Below are 19,605 nucleotides of genomic sequence, written 5' to 3' on the forward strand. Positions count from 1 at the left end.
CGACACAGATAAAAAAATTTTTTTAAATAACCACAACTTTTATGAAAATTTTAATATTTTCCCATTTAAAAGTGACTTTTTAGAAACTAGAAAGAACATAAATGATAATAACTTAGTTGAGTTTTTATCAAAAACTCAAAACAGTTTTTATATTTTTTGAGCTTCAAAAGAAAGAGAATTGTTCGAATATTTAGAACAAATTTCAAAAGAAACTAAAAATAAAAATTTACCGGTGATAAAGTTATATCGTAAATTCAGTGAACAAAGCTTTCAAATTTTCAATAATACATTTATAAAAAGAATAATGGATACAACTCACTTAAGCTCAGTCAAATTTATTGATGATTTTTTCAAAAATATAGTTGATAAAAGTTTTCAAACCTTCTCTAATGAATTGGATAAATTAACAAAAATAATCATTGATGAAGTACCAATAATAGAAAAAATTAACCATCAAAGTAATAGTTGAAATGAGACTTATGATAATAAAAATAGAGTAGATGAAGAAAATCTTTTAAGGTGTTACAAATTATTGGGTGTAACGAAAGAAACATCAAACGAATCTATAAAAAAGGCATATCGTAGCTTAGCAAGAAAGTATCACCCAGATAAAAATAAAACGATCGAAGCTAAAGAACTTATGGCTCAAATCAACAATGCATACGACATAATCAAAAAACACCGCAATATTTAAATAACAAGCATATAATAAAAAAGGAGGTATTAAAAATGAAAGTGGATAAAAAAGACTTATTAGATAATTATTTCCCAAAAGCATTGGATGAAATAAAAAAAGTGGTTGCTATGCCATCTTATCGTAAAAATTTAGAAAAAGGAAGCCCAGTAGACCAAGATATACGTAACGTTCTGGAACATTGTATAAATTTATGTAAAGAATTTGGATTTAAAACATTTATAGCTCCCGATTATAGATATGGTTATGCAGATTATGGAGACTCTGACAAATTATTCGGTATTATTTGTCATTTGGACGTAGTCCCAGCTGGTAATATTTCAGAATGAAATACTCCTCCATTCGAACCAATTGAAAAAGATGGTAAATTGTATGGTAGAGGTTCATTTGATGACAAAGGACCAACAATGGTAAATATTTTTGCCTTTAAGTATTTAATCGATAATGGATTTAAACCAGACTACACCGTACGATTTATATTTGGTACAAGTGAAGAAACTAATTGAGAATGTATGGAAGCATATGTAAAAAATGAAAAACTTTGTGATTTAGGTTATGTTCCTGATGGACATTTTCCAGTGGTTTATGCGGAAAATGGATAAGCGATGTGGATTTATTAGGAAAGTTTAGTTCAGACTTTGAGATAAGTGGTGGAGAAGTTTATAATGCGATAAATGACTTAGTAACATATAAAGGACCTAAATTAGAGGAAATTAACAATTATTTAAAACAAAATAGCATCGAAACTTATATAGATGAAAATAAGCTTTTTGTAAAAGGAGTATCATCACATGGTAGTCTACCGCATAAAGGAGTGGCAGCTTCATCTTGACTTTTAAAAGCAATTAATGAAGTAGGATTGAAGCATCCATTAGCACAATTTGTAAGTGACTATTTTCATTTAGACTATAATATGGAAAAACTATTTGGAGATATCTCAGATGAAACAGGTTCACTTACTGTATGTAATGGAATCATAGAAGTTACAAAAGAAGATTTTAGATTTACAATTAACTTTAGGGTGCCGTGTACACGTAATCCGCATAGAGATGTAAATGAAAAATTAAGAGATTTTTTAAAACCACTAAATATAGACTTAAAAGTGGTTGCTGTTGAAAACAGTGTTTATTTTTCTAAGGAAAGTGACGTAGTTAAAAAAATTATGTCGGTTTATCAAGAAGTTACTGGTGATTTAGAATCAAAACCAATAGCTATCGGTGGAGGAACTTTTGCAAAGTCAATGCCAAATATGATAGCTTTTGGAGCAGAGTTTGATTTAGAGGAATCAACAATGCACGCTTACAATGAATATGTTAAGATAGATGACTTAAAAAAAATGATGGAAATATATGCAAAATCAATTGCTAAGTTAACAAAATTTTAAAGGAATAGATTTTCCTTTTTTTTGTTATATCATTAACACAAAGGAGGAAAAAAAATATGAATAAATCAATTACTGAAAATTTACAAAATTATATAAATGAACATGCGAAAATGCAATTGACTTGTTATAACTTGAGTAACTCTTGTGATAAATTGGGTTACCCTGGATTTACACATTTCTTTCAAGTTCAAGCGCAAGATGAATTTCTTCACCAAAGAAGAATTATGAATTATCTACTAGATAGAGGAGAAAAGTTCAAAGTTTCTTCGATAAATGTTGAGGTTAAAGAATTTGATAACATAATTGATATTTTAAATTATTATAAGTCAATGCGAGAAATGTTCTCGCACATGACTGATGATTACACAGAAAATGCTAAATCAGAAAAAGATTACACATCTGTGAAATTTTACGAGTGATTCTCAATTGATTTCTGTGAAGAGATTTCTGAAATTTCAGATATAATCGACTGATTGAAAATGTCTAATGGTAATCATTATTCTGTTGATAAACAAATGAAAAAAAGAGAAAACCCAGATACATTGTCTGTTGTCGATCCTTTTGCGCCGCATAATTAAAAAACTGCAAGTATCAAAGTACTTACAGTATAGATATAATAATCAAATAACATAACTTTCTTGTTGAAAGTTTTATGTTATTTTTTTATTTTTGTCTTTTCTTTTGAACAAACTTTTGAAACCTAAATTATCTTGGTCTGGTAGGAAAAGGTTTAACATTAATCCTAAAAATGTTGCCAAGAATAAGCCGGTTATTTCAAAAGAACTTGCAATCTTTATGGTAGAACCAGTAATACTCATTCCGATACCCGTAGCAAGAACTACTGATGAAATGATTATATTTTTGGCATTTTTGAAATCTACTTTTTCATCTATCATAATTTTTATACCATTTGAACTTATCATTCCAAAGAGCATTAAGCTTATCCCCCCAAGCACTGGCTTTGGAATCATAATTATTATTTGATTTATTGGTGCTATGAAACTCATGCTTATTGCCATACAAGCTGCAAGACCTGTAACCCATACACTAGCGACCCTTGTTATACCAACAACACTCGTATTCTCAGCATACGTTGCATTCGGTGGTCCACCAATCAATCCAGATAATCCCATTGCTACTCCATCAGCCATCAATGTTTTACTAATACCAGGATTTTCAATGTAGTTTTTATTTGTCATATTACCAATGTTTATATGATCACCAAGGTGTTCTACCATAGTTACTAATGAGATAGGTACAATAGCAACTAATGCAGGTCCTATCTTCGAACCGTCCACATTTCAAATGCCTTTAAAGCTTGGATACCATTCTCAAGAAGACACATTAGTTATTAAATCAGTATCTAATAATTTATAACCATAACCTGATAATGAATAGTGTAATATCACTGTAAATACATAACCTATGACTAAAGCAATCAATATAGGTATAACTCTTAAAAATGATTTTGCTTTTAACATGAACATCGCTGCTGTTAAAAATACTATAATTCCTATCAAAATTGATAATCATTGTGGATATTGCTTAGTTGAATCTCATATAAAACCAATATCACTTAATGCACTTTTGACTGCACTAAGCCCAATTATACAAATAATAGGACCAATAACCACTGGTGAGAAGGCTTTCTTAATTCATTTAATGCCCGTTCAATGAATGATGAAACCAACTAATATATATACTAGTCCAACTGCAAATACAGCGATAAAAACTGCATTATGCCAATCCTTTCATCCTAATCCGATAACCGTCATATATGCTAAACTACTCCCTAAATAAATAGGTACTTTAGCCATCGTTAATGCAATATAAATTAATGTACCAAACCCTGAACAAAAAAGGGCCATAGATATATTGATAACTGTTTCATTTGCTAACCCGTTTATAATAATTGGTACTAATACTGTAGCGCCAAACATTGCGAATACATGTTGTAAACTTAATACTAACCATTGTCCAATGTTTTTTGGTTTTTGATGGGGTTGAAGTATTAAATCATCTGTTTTATTCTCCATTTTTTCCTCCTACATCTATTTATTCATAAAAAAACCAGTCATATATAAATGACTGGCAATATTTAAAAATAAAATACAATTTGAAAAGATCTCTTTGATTTATTAGATTTGATTCCTTTATAAACAACAAATTTCTTTAAAAACATAATAACCTCGAAACTTTTCTTAAAAGTTATTATACACAATAGTAAAAGAATTTCACTTTTTTTTCAAAAAAATAAACTAATAAACTTTTATGACTTCTAAAAGATAACTTTCTTGATATATATAACGATTATGTTATAAAATTAGAATAACTTAGAGTAAAAGTTTACCTATTTTATATAAATATATTTAATAAATAAAATACAAGGAAGTGATTAACACTATGAACAATTTAAAAAAGAAAAATGTACTTTTTAGAGTATTTATTAGTCTAGTAATATTGCATTTAGTTTTAATTACTACTGGGGACTCTAGCGGATTAGTTTATTTAAAATACCTAAATAGAAATGTGAGCTTGTTACTACAAACACTTTTTTTGGTTATAATTTTGTTTTTAATTATATTCGAATTTATAAAGCTATTATCAAAGATAGAGTTAAAGATTTATGAGCCATCTCAATGAAAAGAATTAAAGTTTAAAAAAGAGTTAATATTAGATTTGATACAATTAACATTTTTGATTGCTCCTTTTATAATTATTTCACTATATGATAATTTCGCAAATATTATTGTTACTACTGAAATAAGATTTTTATACTTTTATATTTCATTACTATCACTTATTATAATTATGAACATAATTGTTTTTTGTCTTTTTGTATCTTATATAAATATAATAAAAAGATTACAAATTCTAAATCATAATATAGAATTTGTATATAACTTTTCAACATTGAACATTGAAACAATGTTTTTTTCAATGCTTTATTTTAATTGATCAGTTTACGAAAAAGACTTTGACCATATAATTTCTACATATATGGTTAACAAAAATAAGGACATAATGATTAAAATAAAAGAAATGAAGTCATTGTTTTTAAATAAATATAAAAAGAATATAGATCCACCAAGAAATACACACCAAATATAATTTAAGTAGTTTAATTAAAAACTGCTATTTTTCTAAACTCAACTAGAAAAAAAACAAATATACACTGCACGAACCTAAAAAACGAGTGAGAACTTTCTTTAGGTAATAGCATCTTTTGTGTATATTTTAATTATAGATAAGAGGTATGTATGAAAAGACAAAAACTTTTTTTCAAAAACACATTTAAAAATTTAATAAAAAATCAATTGCAACTAATAATGGTTATTTTATTAATATTTTTATCTGTTTTTGTTTTCACTTCAACAAATTCAACTGTAAATAGATTGAAAAACAGTAACGCTCAGTTTTCGTTAAAGAGCAATTTACATGATGCAATTGTGGATTTAGATAATATTGGATACAAGTATACAGAAGATGATGCTTTTAGAGAAATTGCAAATGAAGAAGTAAGAAATGAAGCTATTTTTTCATACTTGAAAAATAGCTTAGAGAAAAGAGGATTAAGTTTTGATTTTGATAGAGTGGAATCTAGAAAAATCACTCTTAATAACGAAAAAACTTTAAAAATAATAGGATTAGATACAGCTAGAAGTGTTGATAAATTTGTAGTAACAGAAGGTATGAAATTAGATACTTGAAAAAGTTATGAAAAATCTTTATATGACCTTACTACTAGATGAGTATATTTATCTGAATCTTTTGCTCAATCTAACAACATAAAAATAAATGATATAGTTAGATTCGACGAGGACTCATTTGGTTCATCAATTTTAGTTAAAGATAGTAAAACTAAAAAAGTCAATACTGATGACTACAAAAATCAAGATATTAATGAATGAATTAAAAACTCTGATTATTTTAATATGAATTGATTTCAAGTAGTGGGATTTGGTTCAAGCGCAGACTTTGCAACACCAATAATTGATAACACATCTCCACTACCGAATGCTAAAAATGAAGGGTTAGCATACGTTAATCCAAAAGCCTTTGGATGAAACAAAAGTTATGCTGTTAATATTTTTAACGAGAGGGTAATTAAAAAGTTAAGTGAAGTAATCCCTGATATTAACAATTTCAAAATAAATTACTCAAGTACTGAATTGCAATCAAAAGAAACAATTAAGGTAGTCTCAAAACAAGATAAAGAAACTTATTACTCAATTAAATTTAATAATCAGGAAACCAGTGTTAATGATTTATCTAAAATTTTGAACTCTTATTTGACAGATCGAGTAGAATCTAAATCCGTTGGACTAGACTCATATTTTAGTAGTTCTTTACAAAACTCAAATAAAATCGTTTACAGTATAAACGATAAAGATTACTCTATGCATTGAAGAACATCTATGTTCGGAGAGATTTTAAAGTATTTTAGTTTAGTAATGTACACAACAGCTGCAGCTATAATCTTAATTGGTATTGTAATTTTAGTAATTATGTTAAAAAATGAAATTGAAAAATCATTCAGTCAAAATGGAGTTTTAATTTCACTAGGTTACACACCAAGAAGTTTAATTATATCAAACTGTTTATATCCTTTCTTCATATCTCTAATTGGTGGAATTTTAGGATATTTTATTGGTCTACCATTTCAAGTATTAGTAAAAAATATTTTTTCTAATTACTTTACCATACAGTTTGCTGGTATTGACCCCTCAATAGTGGGTCTTGCAGCCTTGGTATTTGGATTATTTTTCTTACTATTGTCAATTACGCTGTTAACTTACTGAATAATATTGAGTAAATACTCAACTTTGCAAATGATTAATTATGAAAATATATCTACAACTAATAAATTTAAAATTAAATTGAAGAAATTCTTAACAAAATCTAAAAAGTTTGACTCAAGATTTAAAGGTGCTATTCTTTCTTCATCTATTTCAAAATTTGTTTCAATTATTTCAGTAATGCTTATTGCTTCGTTTTTAGTAACTATTGGTGTGGTTTCTCCAAGCATACTTAATAATTATTTAAAATCTTCATATATTGATAATAAATATGACAATAAGGTTGAGTACTATTCACCAAGCTATAATATACCAACATCATTTTACAAAACTTATAATCCCGGTAGTGATAGTGTTTTACCAACCGATGATTCTGAAAAGTTATACAATATGTACTTAAATAATACAATTAGTGCAGATGTTTACAGTCCAAAAGAAGATGTTGGAACTCTAACAGATTTACTTTATAAAAACTTAAATAAAAAGTTTTTAACAAATCAAAATTTAAAATTAGAGGTTCCAAGTGGAGTGAACAAAAATACAGCTTATACAAGTGTGATATCAGGTGTTTGAAATGACTACTCTTATTTTGGGTTAGACAATTTTACAGAAAAGAAACAATTATTTGAGTTCATTAAAAATCCAGTTAGTTTAAAAGAACATCTTGATGAGTTAGAAAAATTAAGACTATTTTATATTAGTTATCGTAAAACAATTGGTTTAAATTATATCAAGGACATGTATTACGACAAAGATAGTGGTGTTATACGTCCTAACGGTGAGCAAGCTAAAGAAGATTTAATAACAGACGATGATTTAAACGAAGACTTACAAGAACTCAAAGATGCAAACCCGGATTTTACACCAATCTTGTCTAAAGGAAAAATTCAAGGAGATAAAGATTTCGAATTAAGTTTTTATGATGTTCTGGAAAAAGAAGGGTATTCAGTAGTAGGTAAAAGAGTCATTACTATTTATAACTGAATAAGAGCATTCTTTATAAATAACCTTCAACAAGGATTCTTGCAAGGTATCTATGTAAGTTCACCACAACAAGTAAGAAAAATAATGAATGATAGCTTATCTGATGACTCTAAAGAGTTTAATGTTGGTTTCAATGTTATACCTTATAATGATAAAACTGATGATTTAGGTGTATATTTGAATGCTGCTATAAATAGTACCAATTTCAAGATTTATGGAATTGAGCCAAGTAATAAAACACAAAATTTAATTAATGAGAGTAAAAAAAATCTTAGCTCATCATTTGAAAATTTAAATGATATTGTAATAAATGAAACCCTAGCCAAGCAATTAAATATCAAAGTTGGAGATAATATCGCTGTTGATCATATTATTGAATCTTTAAACAACTCAAAAGGTCCTATAAAATTAGATTCATGAGATACTACGCAAATGATCGCTCAGAATGGTAGTGGCTACACAAATCAGCAGGAATTATATTCAAGGTCACTAATAGACCAAAAAGAAAAAGGATGGAAAAATAAATCAATTAGTGAAGAAACAAACGAATTTATTTACAATACCAACCTTGACCCTTCACAACAGTCTTTAATCAAGCCAACTGTTATGTCACAAAAAGTTTCTGAAGGTAAAGTTTTCAAAAGTAAGGAAACTATAAACACTACTTATAAGGTTGTTGGGATTTCTAGACAATACGGAAATCCAAAAGCTTGAATACAGAATGAACAAGCTAAAAAAATAGCTAAATTTGATGAAACTAAGGCTGTTTTATTTCAAATATTTTTAGAAGAATGAAGAATACCTAAAAATACTCCAAAAGAAATGGAAGACTTTATAAAAAATATAAATAACTGAAAAATTACTACTAATAACGAAGGAAATACTCTTAAAAATTATCAAGATAAGTTTAAGGACTTTTTGGAATCAGATATTGCTAATTTAGACAAAATTTTGAAGCTATTTGAAAATGAGTACCCTTTATTTAATTACAAAACTTCTCAGGATACATCGTTCTCAGATATTTCTAAGGGGTTAACTTCATCACAAAAATTTGGAGACTTCTCAAGTTATGGATTAAATGGTGGTGAAACAAGTAATGGTTCAATAAATGCATACAAAACAGGAGCTATTAATGATGCTTTAAAAATAGACTTAGCAGAAAATATAGCAAATAGAATAGCACAAAATATTAAGTTTGTTATATATGTCATAATCGCTATTGCACTTATTCTTTGTTTGATAATAATTATGTTAATTGTTAACTTAGTTATTGTTAAAAACCAAAGAATAATAGCTGTTATGAAAGTTTTAGGATACAAAAATAGATATTTATTGAAATTATTTATAGGTATGTATATTCCTTTGGTTATAATTACTTCAATTATTGGATATGGAATTGGAATTGCGGTTTGTGCAGCCATAATATCTAATTTATATCAATCTTCAATTGTTTTACCATTCTTTGCATTTACATGGTGATATCCAATTTTAACATTAACAATCGTAGGTGTAATATACACTTTATCTTCAACAATTAGTTGAAATATACTTAAAAGAATTAGATTACTTTTAGCAATTCAAGAGTAAAAAAAAGGAGGAACTATGAAAAAACTACTTAATTTATTTACAGGTATTTTGATGCTTTCTTCATTAACAAACATGTTGGTCTCTTGTAGTGCAAGATCTGGTTCGTATGATGAAATAAAACGTCCAGACCCAGTCTATCCATTTCAAAAAAAAGGTTTTGAAAAATTTCAAGAAGACAAATTAGATATTAGTAAGTATGTCTATACTTATGATTTGATAAAGGATGTCAACAACGCTTTTGAGATAGCTGGTTATAGTTTGAATAATTTAAAATATACTGTATATAGAAACGCTTCTTTATTGGAAAAAGGATTAGATGATAACTTACTGAGAAATGGGAAATATAAATTTATAGTAACCAATAATTTGAATTTAGAAGATGAACTGGTCTTTAGTTTATCGATTTCTAACTCAAGATATCTACCCGATATAGTTAGAACCTTAAATATTGGCGAAATTGAAGATAATCGTAAAAAAACTATTCTTATGAAGATGATTTTTATGAATTTAACATTAACCAACTTTATTGATGACATAGCTGAAGAAATGTTGAAAGATGACGCAAATATTGATATTGAAAAAGACAAGGCTACATTGGATTTTGGGGATTTCATTAAAGAAAATAGAAACAAGTTCTATGGTAAGATTGTATTAAATTTTAAAATTAATAAAAACTTTGACCCATGAGAAGGTGAAATGGATATCAATTGCTTAGCTAATAGTGGCGGATGAAATGCAAAAGATGAACTAGGTGTCTTAACTTCTAAAGAACCTTTCTCTGTAATAATGCAATATATTAGTTTGAATTTTGCACATCGTTTGGAATATTTGAGTATTCTTATTAATGATCTTGATGTCGAAAAAGCAAACATCAAGCCAACACCAACTAATCCAAATAAATACACCGCAACTATCCTTGCCAGAAAAAATGATGATTCTAATGAATACCCAACAAAATTAAAAGGAACTTTAAAATTAACATTCACATATTTTCAAAAATAAACTTACATTTATAGTAAACTAATATAAAGAGGGAGTGGTGAAACAATGAACCTAAAAAAGAAAAAGATACTATATTCTTCATTAGGTATTTTGTTATTTTTGCACTTGATTTCCAGCACTCTGATTGAATTAAATGTCACACCAAAACCACTATTATTTGATTTTGCTTTCAGCACTTCTACAAATCTTATATTTTTAATATCTTTATTATTAGCTATTATAGTTGAACTAATTAAACTTTATTATCTGTTATTTAAAAGTTTTTATACAATTTTAAACATCAAAAATATTTACTCTACACATAAAATAATTATGCATCTATCCAAGTTTACACTAGTTATAATGCCGATATTGTTGTTAAATTACTCAGATTTCTTAAAGTTGAAATTTAATGACAATGATAGTCAAGTATTATCATCAATAAGTGCTCTTATTATTGTATTTATTACATTTGCTGTAATATTACTACTTTTAATGTTGACAATGAATGTCTTTAGAAAAAAAATAAAATCACTAAAAATAGAAGATAACATATCAAACTTTTTAATACCAAACAATTTTGAAAACACGTTTTTAAGTATTGATCTATTTTCAATAGAATTTAATCAAGAGAGATTGGAACAACAAATTTATATTTTTATGGTTAATAAAAACCAAGAAATTATTTGTTTGATAAGTAATATAAAAACAAATTATTTAAATATTTTAAAAAAAGGACTTTGACCACCTAGACGGTTTAATTTTAAATAATATCATATTAGATTAATGAATTAACAAATATTTATTTTAAAGGAGAAAAGAAATGAAAAAATTACTAAGCTTAATAGGCGCATTTGGGATGGTAGCATCAACTAGTGCAACAGTTGCTGCTTGTGGTAAAAAAACCACAGAAGAAAAAAAACCAGAAGAAGGAAATAAACCAGAAGAAGGAAATAAACCAGAAGAAGGAAATAAACCAGAAGAAAATAAAATAGTAGATCTTGAAAATGATGAGAACTTAGTTAAAGCAATTTTAGCTGGTAATATGGATGAAAATGGGAATATTGATTCAACAAAAGGGATCAAAGAAACGGAAATAACTGAGAAATCTATATTAACATCATTCAACTGAATGAATGCTTTAAATCTTTCAAATGAAGATGTTCAAATTAAAAAAGTGACTGGTACAAAAAAATATCAGATTGAAGCCAAAGCGAATTCAAAAAGAGCTAAAGGAGCTGCAACTATAGATGTAAATCAAAATATAGACTCAGCAACTGTATTAAAAAATTCAAATATCGGAAATATATTTATTGTAAAAGGCTTATTTGATAATAAACAAATGTTTTTTGACGGTGAATATATTAAGAATAATGGAGGTTCTGAAAATAATTCAAACTCAGAAAGCAAAAAAATAGGGAAACAAATGAAAATTGAAGGTAACCCTGGTTACATACCATATACATTTGCGATGCAAAATGCAGGTGTAGCGAACCCACTTATGGAATACCTAAAATCGGATTTATTCACTGGAGCAATGCAAATTATTGGAAAAGCAAACGAACTAGGAATAGAAAAAAATGTTTTTTTAGATAAAATTAATGTCAACCTAGCATGAGTAAGTGCTTTGTCTGGAGTTTTTGCAAATACCAGTAAAACTACAACTTTTAATTTTAAATTAGTAGAAGAGAATAGAATGGTGTTTGGAGAACATATAAAAGACAAAAACGAAAATAAAATAAAGTTAAAAAGAACTATATATAATAGTAAAAATAAAAAAGAAATAATCGAAAACATATATTCTCAAATGGATGATCAATTTAAAAATAAGGTTAAGAAAGAAGAACTTTTAAATTTTTCTAAAATTCATTACTCAAAAGATGATTCCTTACCTTCTTTCGAAATTCTTCCTGGTGGACAAAACCTATACGGTATGGATTCTTTGGCACCAATTGCGATGGCTATCGGTGGATATAAAGGAACTGAATACACTGAGGGGAAATATGCTCCAGCTAAAACAGAAATTACATTAGTTGATTAATATACAAAAAACTGTTCTCAGGAACAGTTTTTTTATTCTTGAAACTAAAAGTTGAATGTGAAACCTTACTTACTTTTGCTAAAATTAAGAAATAAAACGAGGTAAGTATGAGAAAATTAAAACACAATATTTTTTTAAAAAAAACTTTAAGCATAACTTTTGGTGTTTTTTTTTGTATATCCTTTTACCTTATTTAAGTAATCGAATTCCTTTTTATTTAAATTTGATTTTTACTTGTTCATTATATATTTATAGTTTTTTTATAATCTTGAAAATAAATAAAAATTTAGTGGAGAATTATCAAGTAAGTTTTAAAAAAGAGGATTATAAATTATCATTTATTAACCAAAATCTTGAAAAAATATTAGTTTTGATCATTCCTTTGTTGTTATTTGAACAAGGTTTGAATATTGCTTTTTCTGATTTAAATATAACAAGTTCGTTACAACCTCAAGGAATTTTAGTGGGATTTTTAATTATTTTCCTAATTCTTTTCTATCTATTTTTTATTTTAATGAAGTCTTTGTATAAATTGATACAAACTTATGTGTTTAAAAAAGTTTCGTGCGTTGTAAAAAGAATCAAAAACATCTTTTTAAGATTTATTTTAAACGAAAATATGTTGAATAAGTTTCTATTTTTTTTAAATAAATGATTATTAAATTTAAAAGTTTTCTTGTCCTTTTTGGAATGAAAAAGAATATTTTTTGAATTTAAACGAACTTAAAAATTAGTAAAACAAAAAAAATCATTATGATGAGTAAACATTTAATTCTTCCTTTTAAAAATAAAAGAAAGAAAAGGAGTTTACTATGGAAAATAATAAATGTTTTAATAAAAAAGCAACTTATTTTATAGCAGGGGCTCTTGTAATAACTATTTTTGATTCATTGATATTATTATCAATTTCAGTGAGAATGATTATTTATATCACCAAAGGAGAATGACTTGCTCCTATAATTCAAGTCATACCTATGGTTGGTCTTATAATTTTACTAATTATTGAATATATATTTATACTAAGTTTTTTTAAACGTAAGAGAAAGTTAAAAAGCCCTATAGACAACCAAATGACCATTTTATATGAAATTGAAACTTCAAATCCAAAAAAATTTAAGATAGAGTTAATTTTATTTTACTTTTCTTATGTTTTTCTTACATTGATGGGCGGATTAGGGATTATACCACTAGTATTCATGATAAAAGGACATAAAGCATATCAAAACTGAAAATCAATTAATCAAAAAGTTATAAAGAAGAATGTTATAGAATAAAATTTTACCCAATTCATAAATTGGGTTTTTTTTAAACCTTTTTCAAACAAAATTGATGCTCTTCTATCAATCTATTTATTTTCTATCGTATTTATGATTGATACAAGAACATTACTTTATTCAAAAGTCTTTATTTAGTAAAAAAATCATTACCACATTTTTAGTATTTATTGATTTTTACAATCAGTTTTTTATTTTTTTATGTAAGATTTTGTACTAACAGAGTCTAAATAAACTAATTAATAAGGGTGTTTTTTATGTATTTTTTCTATCCTTGAAGAGTTTGAAGGCTCTCCTCATCATTTTTGTTTGCATTTATAAATTAAAAGAGTAGTATTATTTCTAGTTTCAAGGAGTGAAAAGCATGAATGAAGATCAAAAAGTTCAAGATAATAATCTTGAATGGTATCAGTTATCAAATGAATTTATATATGAAAAATTAGAGGTAGATCCTAATAAAGGACTCTCAAAAGAGGAGGTTTTAAAACGACAAGAAACTTTTGGAAAAAATATACTTCCCTCATCAAAAAAACCTAGCATTCTAATTATATTTTTAAAGACCTTTTTAGATCCTTTAAGTATGATAATGATGCTTGCAGGATTTTTATCATTAATTATTTCCTTAGTATCTGGAGGTTTAACAGCACCAGATATAGTTGGTTTAATCATAATTGCTCTAATAGTTTTTATAAATTCTATAATAGCAACAGTTCAAGAAGTAAAATCACAAAATTATATTTCTTCATTAGACTCAAAAGGAAAACAAAAAATTCTTGCACTACGTGGTTCGACTAAACAAGAAGTTTATGTGGAAGATTTAGTTCCAGGAGATATTGTTTATGTAAATGCAGGTGATTTTGTTCCTGCTGACATTAGAATTATTGATAATCAAATGGCTTTGATAGATGAATCTGCATTAACCGGTGAAAATGAACCAGTTTTGAAATTTAGTGAAATCATTGATTCAAATAACTTAGTTTTAGGAGACCAAAAAAATATTGCTTTCATGTCCACATTAGTAATGGAAGGAAAATTGCTTGGTGTGGTCTTTGGCACAGGGAGTGAATCACAAATAGGAAAAATAGCTACTAAAATTACTACCCACAAAAAGGAAAAAACACCATTAGAAAATAAAGTTATAAAATTAACTACTATAATCGGATTGGTTTCAATAATATTAGGAGTTATATTGTTTGTAATGTCATGGTTGATGAGAGATGAATTATCATTAAATATGAGACCATGAAATAAACTTATGTTAATCGCTGTTTCAGCTGCAATTTCAATCATCCCAGAATCTTTAACAATTATAGTTAAAATTTGCTTGATGATTGCCACTAAAAAGATGGTAAGAAAGAACGTTATTATCAAAAATCCGAAGTCAATTGAAACTTTGGGTAATATTAACGTTATTTGTACAGATAAAACTGGTACATTGACTCAAAATAAAATGACCGTAGATAAAGTTTTTTGCAACTTTAGGGAGTATGAGATCAATAAAATAAAATACACAGATAATGAAGAACTTTTTAATTGTATTTCACTTTGTAGTGATGCAATCGTAACTAAAACTAAAATTGGAAGCCCAACTGAGTTAGCGACAATTGATTTAGCTTTGAAAGCGGAAGTAAATTATTTAAAAATCAGAAAAACCAATAAACGCTTAGATGAAATTCCTTTTGATTCTAAACGAAAAATGATGACTACTTTAAATTTGGTTGAAGGCCAAAAAACAGTTTATTCAAAAGGAGCGTTAGACTATCTGTTAAAAAATTGTACACACAAGTTGATCGATGGAGAAGTGACATTATTAACAGAAAACGACAGAGAAATCGTAGCAACAACATTAAATAAATATGCAAGTCAAGGTATGAGAGTTTTAGGATTAGCTACAAAAACGATTTCTAAACCAAAAGAAAGATACGAAAACAGTTTGATATTTTTAGGTGTTGTTGCAATAATTGATCCACCAAGACCAGAAGTTAAAGAAGCCGTTCAAATTGCAAGAGATGGTGGTATTAGAGTAATGATGATTACTGGTGACCATAAAATAACTGCGTATGAGATAGCCAATAGACTTGGTATAGTTGATGATGAACATAATGACGTAATAACTGGTCAAGAAATTGAGGAATTATCTCCAGAAGACTTAAAAGAGAAATTAAAAACTACTAATGTTTTTGCAAGAGTTAATCCAGATCATAAGGCGGTCATTGTTAAATATTTGCAAGAGCAAAAAAATATAGTTGCAATGACTGGTGATGGAGTTAACGATACTCCTAGTTTAGTTAAAGCTGATGTAGGTATTTCAATGGGATTAAGTGGAACAGAGGTTGCTAAGGAAGTAAGTGATGTTATTTTAGCGGATGATAACTTCAAAAGTATTATCTCAGGTGTTAATTCAGGAAGAAACGTTTACGAAAAAATTAAGTACTCAATTTCTTTCTTAGTTGCTGCAAATATCAGTCAAATGATAACAATCCTACTAATACTAGCAATCAATAAAAATCTAGCTCTCGGTTCAGTCAATATCTTATTCCATATTTTTATTGTTGAAACAATAATAGCAATACCAATAGGAATGGAAAGAGAAAGAAAAGGGGTAATGAAAAATAAGCCACCACTTAATAAAAAAGAGAGTATTTTAAAAGGCATCATTTTGCAGATTACCTTAACAACTCTTTTTAACTCATTCTTTGCAATCTTAAACTATCAATTAGCACTTATAATGGTTCATGAAACACCTGAAATCGCTGCAGAATTTGCGAAAACTGGTGTGTATATTGCAATAATTTTTGGACCAATATTTTATGCATTAATATATAACAATACATTTTTACCTATTAAGTATAAGAAAAGATCTGAGAAAGTCGATAAATATAAATTCAATTACTACTTGTTAGCATTTATGATTTTAGCAATATTAGTTACCGCAATAACATTGCTACCAATTCAAAGTTTAAATAGTTTTTTTGAATTTAGAACTGTTGGTATGCCACTATATATGCTATTTACCTTCTTTGCTAGTGCATTAATTCAGCCTTTCTTTATTTATAGTAGTTATTTATTTATAAAATGAGCAGTCAGCTGCCACGAAGCAAAAAGAAAAAGTAAAGAAATATAAAAAACCCTATGGGTTTTTTGTTGATATTTATTAGTAAAAACTTTATACTTAAAGTGTTGTGTATTTTATTTAATGGGTATGCAATCACATATGGGAATTCATCAACCTAGTGCTTGTTTATTTTAATAAAACAAGTGGTTGTTGTTCGAACCATTATGGAAGACTAACGAATAAAACCATGAAAGGTAGAACAAAAAATATGGCAAAAGATTTAACAAGAGAACAGTTATGGGATGCTGGAGCGCAATTTGGACACCAAACAAAACGCTGAAATCCAAAAATGAAACCATATATATATGGAGCAAAAAATAAAAATCATATCATTGATTTACAACAAACAATTTGAAGGTTAGAAGACGTAAAAAAATTCGTTACTAACATTGGAATTAAAAAAGAAAAAATCATCTTTGTTGGAACTAAAAGATCAGCAAAAAGCGCTGTTAAAGAAGCTGCATTAAGAAGCGGAAACTTTTATATAAACTCAAGATGATTAGGTGGTACTTTAACAAATATGAAAACCATCTCTTTACGTATTAAAGCTTTATGAAACATAGAAAACGAAGAAAAAACAGGAAAAATTAATTTAAGACCTAAAAAAGAGCAAATTTTAATAAAAAAAGAAAAAATGAAATTAGAAAAAACTTTGGGTGGTATTAAACAAATGCATAAATTACCAGCAGCAATGTTTGTGGTAGACCCAAAAACTGATGAAATAGCAGTTAAAGAAGCAAGAAAACTAAGAATTCCAGTTATCGCTATTTGTGATACAAACGTCGACCCAGATATGGTAGATTTTGTAATTCCTGCAAATGATGATATTCAAGAATCTGTTAACATAATAACAAACTACATTGTTGATGTTTATGCAGACGCTGCTGGGTTCAAAATGCAACCAAGTACACTAAAAGTAGTGGCACAAAAACGCGAAGAAAGACCTCAAGGTCAAAGACCATCAGGACCTGGAAGAATTTACAACACTAATTCATCAAGAACTGATAATAACGAAGAAAACTCAACAGCTACAAATGTTTCTGTTGATCAATAAGGAGAAATATATGGCAGTTACACCACAATTAATTAAAGAATTACGTCAAATCACATCAGCTGGTATGATGGACTGTAAGAAAGCTTTGGAAGCAACAAATGGAGTTATTGATGATGCAATAGTTTGACTAAGAGAAAATGGTCTTGCTAAGGCAGCTAAAAAAGCTGATAGAATAGCAGCCGAAGGTGTTGCTTTTGCTAAAACCAACGGTTCAAGAGCAATTATTTTTGAAGTTAATTCAGAAACTGACTTCGTTTCAAAAAACGAAAAGTTTATGAGTTTAATCAACCAAATCGGAGATGCGCTTCTAAACTCTAATGTTACAACTCATGAAGAAGCATTAGAAGTTAAATTAGCTTCTGGACAAACAATAAAAGAAGCTTGCATTGAAGCTACTGCAACTATCGGAGAAAAAATCGAGTTAAGAAGATTATCTGTTGCTGAAGGTGGTACTTTATCAATCTATAACCACGCTAATAACAGAATATCAGTTTTACTACAATTTGAAGGTGATATTTCTGCTGATGATGCGTATAATATATGTATGCATACAGCAGCTATGGCACCAAGATATTTGGCAAAAGAGGATGTTCCTCAAGAGTTTAAAGACTCAGAAATGCACATTATTAAAGAAACCACAGATCTTACTGGTAAGCCAGAAAATATAGCAGAAGGAATTCTGAACGGTAAATTGAGCAAAAAACTTGCGGAAGTTACTCTTCTTGAACAAAGTTTCGTAATGGATGAGAAACAATCAGTGGGTAAATTTATAAGTTCAAAAGGAGCAACTTTAAAACAAATGTTTAGATTTGAAGTTGGTGAAGGAATTGAAAAGGTGACAACAGACTTTGCTGCTGAAGTTGCTGCTCAGTTGAAAGGATAGTTTTTATGATATTAGCGTCAGCCACATGAGGAACAGATGGTTCTCTTAAAGAAAATAATTTATTAATACTTCTTGTAGTATTATTATTATCAATTATTATACCCGCTGCTTGTTCATATATTTATATGTATAAGTTCACAAAAAATCAAAACAAAAAATTAATAAATAAAATAAGTTTATTTACGATATTAGGAATGCAAGCTTTAAGTTTTGTAGCAGTGATTTTAGGGATGTTGTTTTATTTCGGACAATTCTTTTTAGAAGAAAACCCAGATTTAGCACGAGTTCTAACCATTACTTTTATAGCAATTGCATTTGTAATGTGCGGCGTTTGATATTTTTTATTAGGGTTTATGCCGCAAAATATTTGAATAATATTTGAAGAAGATCAAATTATGTTCATGGGAGAAAGTATCAAATATTCTAAGATCAATAACATTATTAGTGATACAAAAAGTAGTAAATTCTTTATAAATTATTTAGAAGGAACAAAAAGCTTAAAAAAAATAAAACTTTCTAAAAATAGTGTTTTGGGTCAATTCTTCGCTCAAAATGTTGAATTAACAGGTCATAAAGTTGAAGAGATGAGCCAACAGGAATACTTTGCTAAGAAATTAAAAGAAATCAAACTTGTAGCTACAGATATAAGCACACCATCAAAAGCTACGAAAAAAGAGACACCTAGTAATGATGTTAAGGAAAACGGAATAAAAAATGATAACATCACTTCTAATGAGGCAGAAGTTAAAGAAACTACTAAAAATAATGAATAAAAAAATATCTCAAATAACGAGATATTTTTTTATTTT

15 protein-coding genes and 1 pseudogene are annotated in these 19,605 nt (G+C 27.6%); 15 read left to right on the forward strand and 1 reads right to left on the reverse strand.

The genetic code is table 4. The features are described from left to right. Nucleotides 1-514 precede the first annotated feature (514 nt). The 4 genes and pseudogenes from AAHM92_RS01300 to AAHM92_RS01315 all read left to right on the forward strand — a co-directional run. Nucleotides 515-679 (forward strand): annotated as a pseudogene (locus tag AAHM92_RS01300) (DnaJ domain-containing protein); the annotation flags it as partial. A gap of 50 nt (nucleotides 680-729) precedes the next feature. Beyond that, the gene (locus AAHM92_RS01305; protein ID WP_500222711.1) at nucleotides 730-1,296 is read left to right on the forward strand and encodes a M20/M25/M40 family metallo-hydrolase; all 567 of its coding nucleotides are present in this window, start codon (nucleotides 730-732) and stop codon (nucleotides 1,294-1,296) included. Between the two features lie 5 nt (nucleotides 1,297-1,301). After that, nucleotides 1,302-2,078, forward strand: a complete 777-nt coding sequence (locus AAHM92_RS01310) for a M20/M25/M40 family metallo-hydrolase (protein ID WP_500222712.1) — start codon at nucleotides 1,302-1,304, stop codon at nucleotides 2,076-2,078. Between the two features lie 56 nt (nucleotides 2,079-2,134). Next, entirely contained in the window at nucleotides 2,135-2,656 is a 522-nt protein-coding gene (locus AAHM92_RS01315) for a ferritin-like domain-containing protein (RefSeq protein ID WP_023789039.1), read from the forward strand. Nucleotides 2,657-2,728: 72 nt separating this feature from the next. Here AAHM92_RS01315 and AAHM92_RS01320 read toward each other — a convergent pair whose 3' ends face one another. Beyond that, nucleotides 2,729-4,114: a uracil-xanthine permease family protein gene (locus tag AAHM92_RS01320; protein ID WP_500222714.1), complete on the reverse strand. Its 1,386-nt coding sequence runs from the start codon at nucleotides 4,112-4,114 to the stop codon at nucleotides 2,729-2,731. A 367-nt stretch (nucleotides 4,115-4,481) separates the two neighbouring features. On the opposite strand from AAHM92_RS01320, the gene AAHM92_RS01325 reads away from it, so the two are divergent. From AAHM92_RS01325 to AAHM92_RS01375, 11 genes are all read left to right on the forward strand, one after another. Further along, nucleotides 4,482-5,189, forward strand: a complete 708-nt coding sequence (locus AAHM92_RS01325) for a hypothetical protein (protein WP_500222716.1) — start codon at nucleotides 4,482-4,484, stop codon at nucleotides 5,187-5,189. Nucleotides 5,190-5,338: 149 nt separating this feature from the next. Beyond that, nucleotides 5,339-9,448: an ABC transporter permease gene (locus tag AAHM92_RS01330; protein ID WP_500222718.1), complete on the forward strand. Its 4,110-nt coding sequence runs from the start codon at nucleotides 5,339-5,341 to the stop codon at nucleotides 9,446-9,448. Nucleotides 9,449-9,463: 15 nt separating this feature from the next. Continuing rightward, the gene (locus AAHM92_RS01335; protein ID WP_500222720.1) at nucleotides 9,464-10,450 is read left to right on the forward strand and encodes a hypothetical protein; all 987 of its coding nucleotides are present in this window, start codon (nucleotides 9,464-9,466) and stop codon (nucleotides 10,448-10,450) included. A 45-nt stretch (nucleotides 10,451-10,495) separates the two neighbouring features. Next, nucleotides 10,496-11,200 (forward strand): hypothetical protein, encoded by a 705-nt coding sequence (locus AAHM92_RS01340; RefSeq protein WP_500222722.1) that lies wholly within the window; start codon nucleotides 10,496-10,498, stop codon nucleotides 11,198-11,200. Between the two features lie 52 nt (nucleotides 11,201-11,252). Then, nucleotides 11,253-12,470 carry a lipoprotein gene (locus AAHM92_RS01345; protein WP_500222724.1) on the forward strand — a complete coding sequence of 406 codons (1,218 nt, stop codon included), beginning with the start codon at nucleotides 11,253-11,255 and terminating at the stop codon, nucleotides 12,468-12,470. A gap of 289 nt (nucleotides 12,471-12,759) precedes the next feature. Beyond that, nucleotides 12,760-13,197 (forward strand): hypothetical protein, encoded by a 438-nt coding sequence (locus AAHM92_RS01350; protein ID WP_500222726.1) that lies wholly within the window; start codon nucleotides 12,760-12,762, stop codon nucleotides 13,195-13,197. Nucleotides 13,198-13,282: 85 nt separating this feature from the next. Next, nucleotides 13,283-13,744 carry a hypothetical protein gene (locus tag AAHM92_RS01355; protein ID WP_500222727.1) on the forward strand — a complete coding sequence of 154 codons (462 nt, stop codon included), beginning with the start codon at nucleotides 13,283-13,285 and terminating at the stop codon, nucleotides 13,742-13,744. 364 nt (nucleotides 13,745-14,108) lie between these two features. Next, entirely contained in the window at nucleotides 14,109-16,868 is a 2,760-nt protein-coding gene (locus AAHM92_RS01360) for a cation-translocating P-type ATPase (protein ID WP_500222729.1), read from the forward strand. 199 nt (nucleotides 16,869-17,067) lie between these two features. Next, nucleotides 17,068-17,913 (forward strand): 30S ribosomal protein S2, encoded by an 846-nt coding sequence (rpsB, locus tag AAHM92_RS01365; RefSeq protein WP_500223105.1) that lies wholly within the window; start codon nucleotides 17,068-17,070, stop codon nucleotides 17,911-17,913. Nucleotides 17,914-17,923: 10 nt separating this feature from the next. Next, nucleotides 17,924-18,796, forward strand: coding sequence for a translation elongation factor Ts (gene tsf, locus AAHM92_RS01370; protein WP_500222730.1), 873 nt, complete (start codon nucleotides 17,924-17,926; stop codon nucleotides 18,794-18,796). Between the two features lie 5 nt (nucleotides 18,797-18,801). Beyond that, entirely contained in the window at nucleotides 18,802-19,569 is a 768-nt protein-coding gene (locus AAHM92_RS01375) for a hypothetical protein (protein WP_500222732.1), read from the forward strand. Nucleotides 19,570-19,605 lie beyond the last annotated feature (36 nt).

The sequence above is a fragment of the Spiroplasma endosymbiont of Melanargia galathea genome (assembly GCF_964031075.1).
Classification (GTDB): Bacteria; Bacillota_I; Bacilli_A; order Mycoplasmatales; family Mycoplasmataceae; genus Spiroplasma_A; species Spiroplasma_A apis.